Origin of the sequence: Roseimaritima sediminicola, from assembly GCF_009618275.1 — a bacterium.
Taxonomy (GTDB): Bacteria; Planctomycetota; Planctomycetia; order Pirellulales; family Pirellulaceae; genus Roseimaritima; species Roseimaritima sediminicola.
Genome location: NZ_WIAD01000004.1, coordinates 146,110 through 159,384 on the forward strand (window position 1 = coordinate 146,110; position 13,275 = coordinate 159,384).

Genomic DNA, 13,275 nt, shown 5'->3' on the forward strand with positions numbered 1-13,275 from the left:
CGTCACCAGCCCGGAGGGGCGACACCAACAGTGGCATAGGCTTCCACCGACAGTGGCATAGGCTTCCAGCCTGTGGACTGCGCTGAATTTCGGCTGGGACAGCCGAGCTACTCTCGCTACTTTCGCGGAGCGAAAGGCGACACTGGGTCGAGCTGCGCTGCGGCGCTCGCGCTAATCGAGGCCGTAGTGCTCGATCTCGGGCCAGTAGATGTCTTCGAAGGCGTCGGGGTCGTGGAAGTCGGGGCTGTTATCCAGGTCGTGACACTCGATGCATTTCTCCCGCGCCTTCTCCATCGGCAACCGCATGCCTTCGCGCAGCTCGGCCAACCGCTCGGCGGTCGCGCCCGAACCTTCTCGTTCGGCTGCGGAGTGGGCCGCGCCGGGACCGTGACAGTTCTCACAACCGTTGCCCGTCAAGTGCGCACTCTGCTCGAGCGAAAGATAACCGCTCTCATACGGATAGTAGCCCTGCGGGTTCCAGCCGGTCACGTGGCAACTGAGGCATTCGGGATCGAAGTGCCGCGGAATCGAACCCCGCGAATTCGGCGGGCTGACGATGTCGGCCGTGGCGTCCACGTGGGGCGTGCCCTGCCAGATGTCGTAGGCGATCGTGTGACACTCGCCGCACGTTGCCGACCCCACGAACTGGTCGCCCTTGGGATGCGGCACCGGCCGCAGGCCCAGCCCTTCCAGGCCGAGGGCCTCGAGCTGGTCCTGGTAGGTGGCCATCAATTGCATCATCTCGTCGGCGTCCGAGAAATCGTCGGTCAGGGCGACGCGGGAATACTGCATGGGCCGGTCGTCGAACAAACCGACCAAGCCGGTGTACATGCCTTTGTTGCCGGTCACGATCGCCTGCGTCTTGCTGCCCTCGATGCTCTGGGGTTTGTACGTGGGTTCGCCGTAACCGCCGGCGACGACCAACAGATCGAACACGTCCGGAGCGTGCTGGGCAATATGCTGCTTTGCCACGGCTTCTTCACCCACGTACAGCAGCACGCGAAACGCCTCTTCCTCAGCGGTCAGTTCCGCCGGCAAGTTGGCCAGCGCCTCGGGCACCGGCGCGACCATGATCTCGTCGCTGGCAGCCGAATCCAACGTGTCGGGGTCCAGGATCGTGGTGACCAGCACCGTCTTGCCGCCCTGTTCGATGCGTTTCACCTTGGGCATCAACTCCGGATCCAAGAGGGTCACGTTCGCCGAAGCAAACATGGTGGGATTGTCTTCATCGCCGGCGGCTACCGACAGCAATTCTCCCACGCCCAGCCGGATGTCATCGGGACCAAACCCGACGGCTTTGTAGTCCATCTGCTTCAGCCCGGCGACCGTGGTTTGGAATTTGATTTCCGCCTGCCGGCCAAACCGCCGCACCTGATTGCCGCCGTCCAGCGGCACCACGTCCCAGCCCTTGTCGCGGAGCTGTTCGATCAGGGTAAAGCGTCGCGCCAGACCGCCCTTTTGATTCTCCAGCCCGGTGCATCCGCACGGTTCGATGTAGCCGTGCTGTTGGCCGGAAACCACCAGCACCACGGCCGGATCCTGCCACTGCTGCCAGGGCTCGGGCTGGTCGCCGGCGACCACGGCTTGCGTCGGCGGATCGCCGGCGGCGGAAGGCGGCGAGGCCATGGCCGAGGGATCCGACGCCGCGGTTTTCGCCGGAGCTTGGACGTCCACCGCCGGCGGTGCAATCGGGTCGTCGGTCAGGTGTCCGGGATCGCTGCCCTCTCCGGGCAGGGTCACGGTCAAATCGGCATCGGGGTCGACATCGTCGGGCGACTCGCTCTGCTGGCATCCGGCCAACGTGGCGGCGACGATCCAGCCGGCGACCATCGCCAGCGACCATCCGCCCATCCACCATCGCTTTTTCGTGTCAGTCCATTGCGCGACGCTCATACCGATCCTAACGATTCTCTCGAACGTGGAATTTCACCCGCAGCACAAGCGGTTCGATTTGTTCATTATCGGCTTCGATGCGGACGATGCCATAGTCGTCTTTATCCCTGCCGTCTCTTTGCATCGGCGGGGCATCGCTGGGGATCTTTAATTTGACCGCCACCATCGTCAGATTTTCTTTGATTTTCGGCTCGCCCAACTCCGCCACCAGCACTTCGGCAGGCTCACTCTGGGCGATCCGCAGCGTGGCCCCCTCGCGATGCGGCCCGCGCAACAGCAGCAGCAGGCTCTGCTCGACCGCCTCGCCCTGGTCAACCGCCGGCATCGTGTACTCGTAGCGGCCCTGGTCGCGGCCGGTCAGCCGCGCCCCGCCGGTCAGCGTCAGATCCTCGACCACCCGGCCTTCCAGTCCCATGGCCATGGTCAGCCGCGCTCGCTCGTCCTCGACCTCCACGCCGGGATCGACCGGTTCGAATTCCAGGATGGCGGTGTAGTTGAACAGGCCCGGCGGCATCCCCGCACCGACTCGCAGACGCACCTCGAAGGCTTGCCGCGTATCGGGGAACTCGTTGGCGGTTTCCGCGTCGACCGGCACCGGCTGGACGTCCACCTGGACGTCGACATCGCCCCGGATCTGGTCCAACCAGCGAGCTTCCTTGAAGCGCACATCGAATTCGAAGCGGTTGTAAATCGTATTGGTCAACTCCAGCGGAGTGTCGCCGCTGACCTCGCCGGCGATCCAGTTACGCGGACGGGCCGACAGGGCGTCCACGATGTCGCCGATGATCCGCAACTGCAACTCGCCCTGGTACGGGTCGGTGGTCGAGACGGTGGCGGTTTGCTGGAAACGCTTGCCGTCGGTCTTGGCTTCCCAGGTCATGTGGACGGTGGTCGATTCGCCGGGTGCCAAACTGGAATCGGCCAGTTCCCCCAGCGTGCATTTGCAGGTGGTTTTCAGGACCGCCAGTTCCAGCGGAGCGTCCCCGACGTTCTTGATGACGAATTTGTGTTCGCCTTTGGCATTGCGGAGCATCGAGCCGAAGTCGTACTCCTCGCCGCCGACCACCTCGACCTTGGCCATCCCATCCTGGCGAAGCGACTGGACGTGCGCCATCAGATTTTCCGCCCTAAGATCGTCGCCCTTGCGAAAATACCCAAATTTTTCCGGGGTCCAGCTGTAGCGCCGGGCCGCTGTCAGGTAACCCGCCGTACTGCCAGCGACCACGACGACAACCAGGGAGAGCAGGAATGTTTTCACGTGATGGGACTCCCGAAAGAATCGCTGTCAAAAGGGTGGATGTTCGAGCCCGGGACGGAGATGCTCGATCAGAGGGGGACCCTCAACCGTTGGTTACGTCCGCCGAGGGCGTGGGGTTCGGCAAGACTTCCGCCGCCGGCGCCCGGACCGGCGCCTCGGCGGCGTCGGGGCCGAAAGCTTGGGCCGGCAGCACGTTGATCAGGTCGAAGGACCGTTCGAGGTGTCCGCCCGCCCGCGCCAACTCCCGAGCGGTTTGCTCCCAATGAGCCGCTTGCCGGTCCCCTTGTCGGGTATAAATCACGGCCAGCTGAGCCGCGTAGCGTTCATTGACCGGGGCTCCCTCGGCCGCGCGGCGGTACCACTCGGCGGCCGCCTGCAGGTCTGCCTCCCGCTGCCAACGCTGGTACAGATGCATCCGCACCTCGCCCAAAAAGGCCAGCAGAGCCGGATCGCCCGCCGCGGTTTCCGCCGCGGCGGCACTGGCTTGGTCCAGCCGCCGGCGGAGCGCCGGATCATCGGCAAATAACAACGCTCGACGGTACAAGTCCGCCAGATCCGCTCGCGGCTGACTGGTCCAGGGATCGGCTTCGATCGACCGCAACAGCGCCTGCTCAGTTTGGCTCGGGTCGCGAGCAAAGGCGGCTTGCGTCCGCCATCGCCCGCTCTCGCTGGTCGGCCGCAGCTCGGTCCCGTAGAACGCGACCAGCAAACCGAGGCCAGCCAACGCGACCGCGACCGCGGAAACCGGCACCGCAAAACGACTCACCGCCGCAGCGCTTGGTCGTTTCGAACCCGGTTCACTCGACATCGCCCGGTCACTCAACACCGCCCGGTCACTCGACATCGCCCGGTCACTCGACATCGCCCGGTCACTCGACATCGCCCCCGCCCAAAGCCACAAGCCCACCGCCACGCCGGGCACGGTCCAGCCACCGGAGAAACTTAAATGGATCAACAGCCCCACCACCGCGCCGACGCCGACCCACCGCGGCGGTTCGGCCCCGGGCGGCCAACGCAGCAGCAGCACTGCCAAGATGCCGCCCACGGGAACGGCCCAAGCGTGCGCGCCCAGGTCCGGCCACTGACCGATCACCAGCCCCACCATCCAGACCAGCGCCCAGCCGACGAGAAAACCGATCGTCGCGGCCGACGCCAAGTTTCTTCCAGCGCCCGGCTCCACCACCTTTCCGCCCTGCCCTGAGCCGACGGCGTCGGTCGCGGCTGCCACACCCGTCTCAGGCGGTTCGCCGGTCTCGGGCACCGCCGCGGGGACACGACGCCACAGCTGCCACCCGGCGGCAGCGCCCAGCAGCATGAGCAGCGCCACCGCGGGCAGGCCTCCCGACGCCGCGGTCTCCATCACAAAGTTGTGCGGATCGGCCGGTTGCTCGCTGGTCTCGGCCGCTTGATACCGCTGGTACGTCGTCTGAAAATTTCCGGGACCACAGCCGAACCAGGGCGAGTCGGCGACGATCGACGCGGTGGCTTGCCAGTACTGCCAGCGGAAGGACAGCGACGTCCAGGCTCGCTCGGTGATCTCGCGATTGGTCGCCACGTACCCGGCGATGACCAACAGGCACACGCCAGCCACGGCGACCAGCAGACGCTGGGTCGTCTGGTTGGCTCGCGGCTCTGCGCCGTCGGGCGAGCTAGCGCGGGAACGGACGCGTGCCCAGGCCAACCACACCGCCCAGCCCAGCATCACGATCGCTACCGCCCCGATCGCCGCTCGGCTGTTGGTCCGCAGCAGCAGCGTCCCGGACACCAGTCCCGCGATGGCGAGACCACCGCGAGCCGCCACGGGCATGACGCGCCACCGTCCGCACAGCCATCCGACCGATAACAACCAAGCCATCACCAACACACCGGCCAAGGAGTTGGTCAGCGCGAACGTGGCCGTGGGACCGCCGTCCCGCAGCCGGTTGGCAAACATCATTCGCCGCGCGGATCCCGGCGGTGCGTCGTCCAGCCCTGCTTCGGCCAACACCGCTTCGGGCTCGGCTTCGAAGCGAGCCACATCCGCCGGCAGACTGACCAATAATTGATGCCAACCATGGACCGACAACACCACGGCGGCCAGGATCAACAGGATCGCCAGCGTGCGCTGCGTCGCCGCGGTGGCGAACAAGCGCCGGGCGGCCGTAAAGCAGGCCGCGCCGGCGATCCACAGCCAAGCCTCGTGAGCCGCTCGCCGCAGCTCCAACTGGTCGCGCAGCGCCCAGGCACTGATCACGATCCACGCGGCCAGTGCCCACGCCGCAAAGTCCAGCAACCTGCCTGAGGGATCTGAGCCGTGCGCGTTAGCCTCAGGTTTCGCAGCTGAACCGTTGGCGCTAGCCTGAGCCAGATGAGCGAACGCCACCAACGCCGCCGGCAACAGCGCCAGCCCCACGTGATACACCGCCAGACCTTGCTCGACGCCCACGCTGTCGGCCGTCCAGTGCATCGAGACGACCCACAGGGCGGCCAGCAGCGCCGCGGCCAACCAGCGCAAAGCGTGCGGATCGCGCAGGCGCGAGCTCGGCGGCGATGGCTGACTCGCTCGCTGCGGCTTGGTTTGCGGCTTGGTTACGGAGCGTCTTTTCGCCACCCGGTCGATTCCAGTATCACGATCAAGGTCAGCATGCACAGCACGATCCCGCCGACCAAAATGGCGCCGGTAACCGTGACGAAGGACAACAACACGGCGGCCAATCCGCAGGTCGCGGTCATCAAGTAAATCGTCAGCACCGCCTGCGTTTTGCTCAGCCCCAGATCCACCAAGCGGTGCGACAGGTGGCTCTTGTCGCCTTCGAAGGGACTGCGTCCTTCGCGGATGCGAATCCACAACACGGTCGTCATGTCGTACAGCGGCACGGCCATCACGCACAGCGGGGCAAACACGGCATGCGGCCGCGTTTGCTCCTGATACCCAGCGTAGGTGGCCAACAACGTCGCCACGGCCACCAGGTAACCGACCAGGTAACTGCCCGCGTCGCCCATAAAGATTTTGGCCGGCGGCCGATTGTGCCACAGGAACCCGCACAGCGATCCGGCGACGACCAACAGCAACCCGGCCACCAACAGCTGGGGATGCCCGGTATCGGGGTCGGGGGTCAGCAACATCACGATGGCCAACATCCAGGCGACGATGCCCGCCACGCCACCGCTCAGGCCGTCCATATTGTCCAGCATATTAAATGAGTTGATCAGGGCGACGATCCACAGCACCGAAAGGGCTTTGGTCAACCAGGGCACCGGGATGAAGGCCGTGAAACTGTAGTCCAGCCCGAACACGACCAGGGCGGCCACCAGGATCTCGGTTCCCAAGCGAAACCACGCCGACAATCCGCGGCGATCATCGATCAATCCCAACAGCGTCAGCAGCGTGCCGCCGGCCAGCACGCCCCACAGCTCGCCGGCTCGCTGCCAGATCTCATCCAGCGACCCGCCGATCGATTCCGGCAACATCGCGGCCCACGAGGGCTGGCTGCGACACAGCCCCACCGCCGCGGTCCCCAACGCGAACGTCGTCATGACGGCAAACCAGATCCCCAGCCCGCCCCCCAGCGGCACCGGCTGGGTATGGACTTTGCGCTGTCCCGGCCGGTCCAGCAGCCCCAATCGCCGAGCGCTGCGGCGGATTGGATACAGCACCAACCAAGCGAGCAACGCGGCGGGCAACCACGAAGCCAGAATCAACAGGGCGACCAGGGACCATTGCATCAGGGACGTCTCAAAACTTGCGCGTTCACTCCACGGTAATCCACCCCGCCGGCCAAAATCCTATCGGCTCGGCGTCCTTCCCACCACTCCGGCCAACGTGGCATAGGCTTCGACACCCTGGCGACTTCACGACATTCTGCGATTCCCACCCGTGGCGCAGCGCAGCGTTTATGATGGAACGGATCTTCATCCCCCCCCTTCCTCCTCACAGGCGTCGTCTCCCCCATGTCCGCCCGCTCCTCGATCCACCGTCCTTCCGCCAAACGCATTTACTTCAGCCTGGTGCCGCTGCTGCTCGCGGCCGGTTTTGCGGCCTGCTCGGCCGCGGCCGCCGAGCTCGAACCCGATCGCAAGGTTCGTTACGCGACGGCCGAAGACAGCGAGGGCAAGCCGGTGAAATTGCACCTGCACGTCTTCCTGCCGGAGGACTGGAAAGCCGCAGACCGCAGGCCGGCGGCGGTGTTCTTCTTCGGCGGCGGCTGGAACGGCGGCACACCCGAACAGTTTTACGCCCAGTGCCAGGCGCTAGCGGAGCACGGGATGGTGGCCGCTGCGGCCGAGTACCGGGTGCGGAGCCGACACGGGACAGAGCCCCAGGACTGTGTCGCCGACGGACGCCGAGCCGTCGCGTTTTTGCGAGAGCACGCCGAAGCGTGGGGCATCGATCCAGCGCGGATCGCTGCCGGCGGCGGTTCCGCTGGAGGCCACGTGGCGGCTTGTACCGGCGTCCTACCGGCCGACGACGAAACCACGCGCCCGAACCTGTTGCTGCTGTACAACCCCGTCATCGACACCTCGCCCAAAGGCTATGGCGCGAACCGCCTGGGCGACGACTGGCGGCAGCTCTCGCCGCTGCACCACGTCCGTCCCGGCTTGCCGCCGACGCTGATCTGCCACGGCACCGCCGACACGACCACTCCGTTTGCGGGCGTCGAGGCGTTTCAGAAAGCGATGCAGGCCGCCGGCAACCGCTGCGAAGTGGACGCCTACGAAGGCCGCAAACACGGCTTCTTCAACAGCCCGGCATTCCGTAAAAAATCCGACGGCAAGGATTACCAGTCCACCCTGAAAGCCACCCTCAACTTCCTAGCCGAAGCCGGCTGGGTAAAACGTTGAATCGTAGCGGAAGTTTTCTACGCCGGTGAACCGAACAAGCAATCAGCACAAATAAGCCCAAGGCCAAAACCGCCCAGCCCGTCTAAAACGCGCCCGCTAATCACCCCAATGAGCGCGAATGCCTGCCTCTCTCTCATTCGCAAGCAATCCCGCCGTAAGTGTTCATCACTATCGTTTCGCCGTGTTTGCTAGCCGCTCCCATTCCAGTTTTGGGTGGCTACCGAAGTTGACCAGAACACCTAATTCAAACCCGGTTGCATTTAGGTAGTTGAGCACTTGCGCTCGGTGCTCGTCATTCAACTGGCTGACGGCCTTCAGCTCAACGATGATCTTTCCAAAGCAAATTAAGTCCGGGACAAACTTCTGCCGCAGCCTTTTTCCGCAATAATACAATTGCAGCGTCTGCTGGGGAACAAAGGCGAATCCCTGGTATCCTAACTCGATTTCCATACACTCCTGATAGACCGGTTCGTGAAAGCCGCACCCTTTGTCATTGTAGACCTCGAAACAGGCGCCAATAATTCTGTAGCACTCGTCTTTATAGATTAAATCCGCCATTGCATATCCGATGTATGAATCGTGGGTCGATCAAGTGACATATACCGAAGTTACCACTTTCTACGTTCCATAGTCGACGGATCATGGCAGAACGAGGATCGACGGGAGCTTCCAAAGCGAAGACGTTCTCGAGCTCGATCGCCTCAGCATCGTCTGACATCCAGGTGGATTCGGTAACGAAGCCCGATCGGAGGAACCAACTGCACGACGTTCTTACAGGCAGCTAAAATCGGTCTGAAATGCATTTCTGATTTCCTTTTGCCGCTGGTCTCAATAGGCTGTTGAGGCAGCAGAAGCACCCTTCGTGGAGTACCCATGTGCATCGCAAACAAGTTGGCTCGCTTTCAATCTAAACACAGGTGCTGGTTCGTCCACGCGCTGGGCATCATTGCACTGGTTCTGCAGGGCGTCGCGGGCCAACCTGTCGTCGGCCAAGCTCCCGCGGCGACGCCGGCTTCCGCCGCGGCGAACGTGGACGAGCCCCGCGACGAAGCTCATCCGCTGCTGCGTTCGGCGTCGACCGCCGAGCGGTGGGAAGCGAACCGTGCGGAACTGGTCAAACGGATGCAGTCGATCATGGGCGAGTTGCCGCCGAAACCGGCCGCCGCAGCGCCGCGCTGGGAGGTCCTGTCGGAGACCGATTGCGGAATCTATGTCCGCAAACATATCCGTTATCTCTCCGAGCCCCGCTGCTGGACTCCGGCTTATCTATGCGTCCCCAAACAAGCTGCCGATTCGGTGGCACCGAATGAAGCTGACACGCCGCTGCCGGCCGTCCTTTGTCTGCATCCGACCGATAACGTCAACGGCAACAAAGTGGTCGTGGGCCTCGGCGGACGTGCCAATCGTCAATACGCGGCCGAACTGGCCGAGCGAGGTTACGTGACGCTTGCGCCGGCGTATCCCCTGTTGGCCGATTACCAGCCGGACCTGGAACAACTGGGCTGGGAGAGCGGTACGCTGAAAGCGATTTGGGACAATATGCGGGGCGTCGACCTGTTGCAGTCCCTGCCCTACATCGATGATCAGGCAATCGGTGCGATCGGGCATTCGCTGGGCGGACACAATGCCGTCTACACCGCCGTCTTCGACCCCCGCATTCGTGTGATCGTTTCCAGTTGCGGACTGGACTCCTACCGCGACTACTATGGCGGCGACCGCGCCAATTGGGAAGGCGGCCGAGGCTGGACGTCACAACGTTACATGCCGCGACTGGCCCAGTACCAGGATCGCTTGTCCGAAATCCCGTTCGATTTCCATGAGATGATTGCGGCGTTGGCACCGCGTGCGACGTTGATCGTCGCGCCGCTGCACGACAGCAACTTCCGTCCGGAAAGCGTCGACAAAATCGCTCGCGCGGCGCGGCCGATCTTCGAGCTCTACGGTGCCGGCGAGGCCCTGCGCATCGCCCATCCCGACTGCGACCACGATTTCCCTCCTGAGCAGCGACAGCGGGCGTACGAGCTGTTCGACCAGGTGCTGGACCGGGGTTAATAGTTGTTGGCGGCCGGCCACCAGTTGCCCATCGCTCCGCAATTCTAAGCGGCGAAGCCGCCAGTTGCGAAGCAACGATAGTCGATAGCCTGGGGACGTAAGTCCCAGGTCGCCCTCCACCCAAGCCGTTGCGGAGTCGCGAAGCGACGGCAGATGGTCACGCCCGGTTTACCACCTGTCATCGCTTCGCGATTCCGGCAACGCGTTTTTTCGATGCCAACCTCGGATTGCATCCGAGGCTATCCACTGCCATCGCTTCGCGATTCGGAACCGGCGTTGCCCGCCGCACAGCGCCCCGCGATTCCCAGCGGCGAAGCCGCCAGTTGCGAAGCAACGATAGTCGATAGCCTGGGGACGTAAGTCCCAGGTCGCCCGCCCCACCCAAGCCGTTGCGGAGTCGCGAAGCGACGGCAGATGGTCACGCCCGGTTTACCACCTGTCATCGCTTCGCGATTCGGGGACGAGACCGTCCACAGGCTGGAAGCCTATGCCACTACTTGGACCATCTGGAATGCGGTGGCTTTGAGTCGTCGCTTTAACCAGGGCAGCGAGGCGAGGAAGGTCTGGGCGTAACCGACTTGATACGCTGGCGATTCGGCGGCGATGTGCAAACCGATCGGGATTCCGCCGGCGACCAACACGCCGCCGCTGGTGCCCGGCCCGAACGGTTTGTTGGGGGTGTTCGGCTTGTTCGCCTCTGCCGCCCTGCCTCGCCAGCGATATCGGATCACATGCTGCAGTTGGCCCAGCCCCTTCAGGTCCAGCACCGGATAATACGCTTCCCATCGCCAGGATGCCGCTGCGGTGGCGAATAGGCGTCCCGTTGTGCCTTCCTGGGTCCAGCGCAGCAGATCGCCCGCGGCAGCGGGATCGAGAGCATCGACGTCGATGCGCGGCAGAAAACCGCTGAGCCATAAACGGTCCAGTCCGGTTTCGACCAACGCGACGTCGGGGCCGCCGGGCACCCGGCCAGCCGCCACGACGCGTCCGCCCAGGTCGCGCGGCCCCGAACCGCAGACGGCTTTGCGCGTCACCCGGGCTCGGCCGGACGTATCGGCGTGAGCGAACAAGTGGGACACGGTCAGCACGCCCCACCGCCAATCGTCGGCGCCCAGAGCGGACGTTTTGGGAACGGGCGGAACCGGTCTGCGGCGGCTCCACCGCACCACCACCGCCGCGGTGGCTCGGCGATCGGACGCAGTGATCACAACCCCGGTCGGCTCCGCGCCGCCGGCCTGCCGCACGCGGGTACCCAAGCGGATATCGTCGTAACCGCCGCGGTCGCGATCCAGCAACCGCAGGGTTTCTTCAGGGCGAATGCGTTTCGCCTCCGGGACCGCCTGGCGTTTCTTCCGCACGTCGAACTGGGCGACGACCGGAACGGCGAGGGCATCATCGCCGACGTGGTCTGCCGGCTGCCGAGCACTGGGCGCAAAGCCGACGGCGACGATGTTGCGAGGATCGCGACCGGCCACGCGACGTAACAGCGTTCGCTGCATGCGGCGGAGGCGATCCAGCGACAGGTCGGCCGGCACGCTACGGTCCCACCCGAAGTCGCAACTGTGTGGGTGCGTCGACGCCGAAGCGTTGGTCCAACCACACGCTGGCCGCCATCTCGATCGCTTCGATGTCCGCTCCGGTCCCGACCCGCACCATCACCTCCACTACGCCAGCTCGGCCGGCGACCTGCACCTCGTGGACCTCCGCAAATCGCTGCCGCAAGTGGCTTCGCAGCTCGACGGCCAGCAGCTCGGATTCACTGGCCGTCGGAGCGTCTGCGGGGCCGACGATCGCCGGCGGCTGCGGGGCGTCCGTCTGCTGGGGCATGTCGCTTTGCGGGTCCGTGGCCGCACCGATCGGCGTGGTCGCCATCACATCGAGCGGCTGAAACACCATGGTTTGGTTCTCGAACATTAATCCGTACAGGGGATGCAGGCCGTCGCCGCAACAGGCTTGTTGGTGCCCGCCCATGTCCACCGGGCAACCCGCATAGGGCAGGAAGCCGACGTACCGGAATCCATACAAGCGTTTGCATCCGCGGGCGTCGCGGCCGACCACCGATTCGTAGAACCCGATCGGTACGTTCCGCGCCGGCACGGTGAAGGAAACGTCTTGGGCGCCGTCGCCAGCCGCCGTAGGAACGACTCCACCGACGGCTTTGACCAACGCACCGACCGCCTCGATGTTCTCGTCGGTTTGACTGTCCAGGTCCTGGCTGATCTCGGTCAGGTTCCAGCCGTCTTCCAATTTGATTCCGACGTTGGCCGTGCCACAGCCGGTACGCACGTCGATCGAATACTCCTCGCTGAAGTCCGGCATGTAGACCAACGAAATCCGCACCATGCCGGGAACCAACGTCGTCTGGTTCCGATCGACGGCGACCTCGGCCGGTTCAATCTTCAGGTACGGCTTGGGACGGTAGAACCGGATGCCGGTGTCGCTCTGATCCGGATTGGCCCGGACGACAACTCGCGGCGTACACCCGGCGGCCAAGCAACACAGAGCGATCATCATCGCCGCGTGCAGGGCAAAACGGCTGGAAATCAAACTGCGGCGAACGCTTCCTTGCATCGCTGCCCCCCCTGTTTTGTGCGGTGTTTTTCTTAAGCACGTGGTATTGACCCAGCGTCGCCTTTCGCTCCGCGAAAGTTTAGCCGGGTCTCGGATTCACAGGCTGGAAGCCTATGCCACTTGTGTCGACCGTCCGGGGGGCATAACCCTCCCATTCCGGACTCGATTCGGGTGGTACCGGTTGGAGAAACTTTGCCGGCCACAACGGGTTCTCGGTATCTTGACGTTTGCTCCCCTCTCCCCACCGGCCTTGGGCAAGTGGAGCTTGCCCAGGCCGGTGGGGAGAGGGGTTGGGGGTGAGGGGCCTCCGGCGCAACGACCCAACTCGTTGCACCGGATGCTATCGCCGCGTCCAGATAGAGTACGCGAAACGACGAAACCGTGTGGCTAGCGATTGTCTGATCGTTACGCAGGACGGTTCATGGGCCTGCTCTGCAATCCCCCTCTCCCCCGAAGCCTGACTCGCTTGGGCTCGCCAGGCTTCGGGGGAGAGGGGAGAAAACGTTTCTATGTAGGGCGGCACCCCGGGCTCGCGCCCGGGGCTACCACACGCCATCGCTCCGCGATTCGGGAACGTCCGTTCCCGTACATCGATTCCGCCCGTGTCAGCAAACCTCAGATCGCAGATCTTAAATCGCCGAGCACGAGCACGAGCACGAGCACGAGCACGAAATCGCCAC

9 protein-coding genes are annotated in these 13,275 nt (G+C 64.3%); 2 read left to right on the plus strand and 7 right to left on the minus strand.

From position 1 onward, the window contains the following. Positions 1 to 171: 171 nt before the first annotated feature. From GE027_RS04105 to GE027_RS04120, 4 genes are all read right to left on the minus strand, one after another. Positions 172 to 1,893 (minus strand): multiheme c-type cytochrome, encoded by a 1,722-nt coding sequence (locus GE027_RS04105; protein ID WP_153555909.1) that lies wholly within the window; start codon positions 1,891 to 1,893, stop codon positions 172 to 174. Positions 1,894 to 1,900: 7 nt separating this feature from the next. Next, entirely contained in the window at positions 1,901 to 3,151 is a 1,251-nt protein-coding gene (locus tag GE027_RS04110) for a DUF1573 domain-containing protein (protein ID WP_153555910.1), read from the minus strand. Between the two features lie 82 nt (positions 3,152 to 3,233). Continuing rightward, the gene (locus GE027_RS04115; protein ID WP_153555911.1) at positions 3,234 to 5,741 is read right to left on the minus strand and encodes an O-antigen ligase family protein; all 2,508 of its coding nucleotides are present in this window, start codon (positions 5,739 to 5,741) and stop codon (positions 3,234 to 3,236) included. Further along, on the minus strand, positions 5,720 to 6,856 hold the full coding sequence (locus tag GE027_RS04120) for a glycosyltransferase family 4 protein (protein ID WP_153555912.1): 1,137 nt from the start codon (positions 6,854 to 6,856) through the stop codon (positions 5,720 to 5,722). The genes GE027_RS04115 and GE027_RS04120 overlap by 22 nt, the downstream gene beginning before the upstream one ends. A 225-nt stretch (positions 6,857 to 7,081) precedes the next feature. Between GE027_RS04120 and GE027_RS04125 the strand changes: the two genes are divergently transcribed. Continuing rightward, complete coding sequence (locus GE027_RS04125) at positions 7,082 to 7,972, plus strand: alpha/beta hydrolase (protein WP_153555913.1); 891 nt, start codon at positions 7,082 to 7,084, stop codon at positions 7,970 to 7,972. 168 nt (positions 7,973 to 8,140) lie between these two features. Here the strand turns inward: GE027_RS04125 and GE027_RS04130 are convergent, their stop codons facing one another. Continuing rightward, the gene (locus GE027_RS04130; RefSeq protein ID WP_153555914.1) at positions 8,141 to 8,530 is read right to left on the minus strand and encodes a GxxExxY protein; all 390 of its coding nucleotides are present in this window, start codon (positions 8,528 to 8,530) and stop codon (positions 8,141 to 8,143) included. A gap of 315 nt (positions 8,531 to 8,845) precedes the next feature. Here GE027_RS04130 and GE027_RS04135 point away from each other — a divergent pair, with 315 nt between their 5' ends. Next, positions 8,846 to 10,024 (plus strand): alpha/beta hydrolase, encoded by a 1,179-nt coding sequence (locus GE027_RS04135; protein ID WP_153555915.1) that lies wholly within the window; start codon positions 8,846 to 8,848, stop codon positions 10,022 to 10,024. Between the two features lie 485 nt (positions 10,025 to 10,509). On the opposite strand, the gene GE027_RS04140 is transcribed toward GE027_RS04135, so the two are convergent. Then, the gene (locus tag GE027_RS04140) at positions 10,510 to 11,559 is read right to left on the minus strand and encodes a hypothetical protein (RefSeq protein WP_153555916.1); all 1,050 of its coding nucleotides are present in this window, start codon (positions 11,557 to 11,559) and stop codon (positions 10,510 to 10,512) included. A gap of 1 nt (position 11,560) precedes the next feature. Further along, entirely contained in the window at positions 11,561 to 12,595 is a 1,035-nt protein-coding gene (locus tag GE027_RS04145; protein WP_153555917.1) for a hypothetical protein, read from the minus strand. Positions 12,596 to 13,275 lie beyond the last annotated feature (680 nt).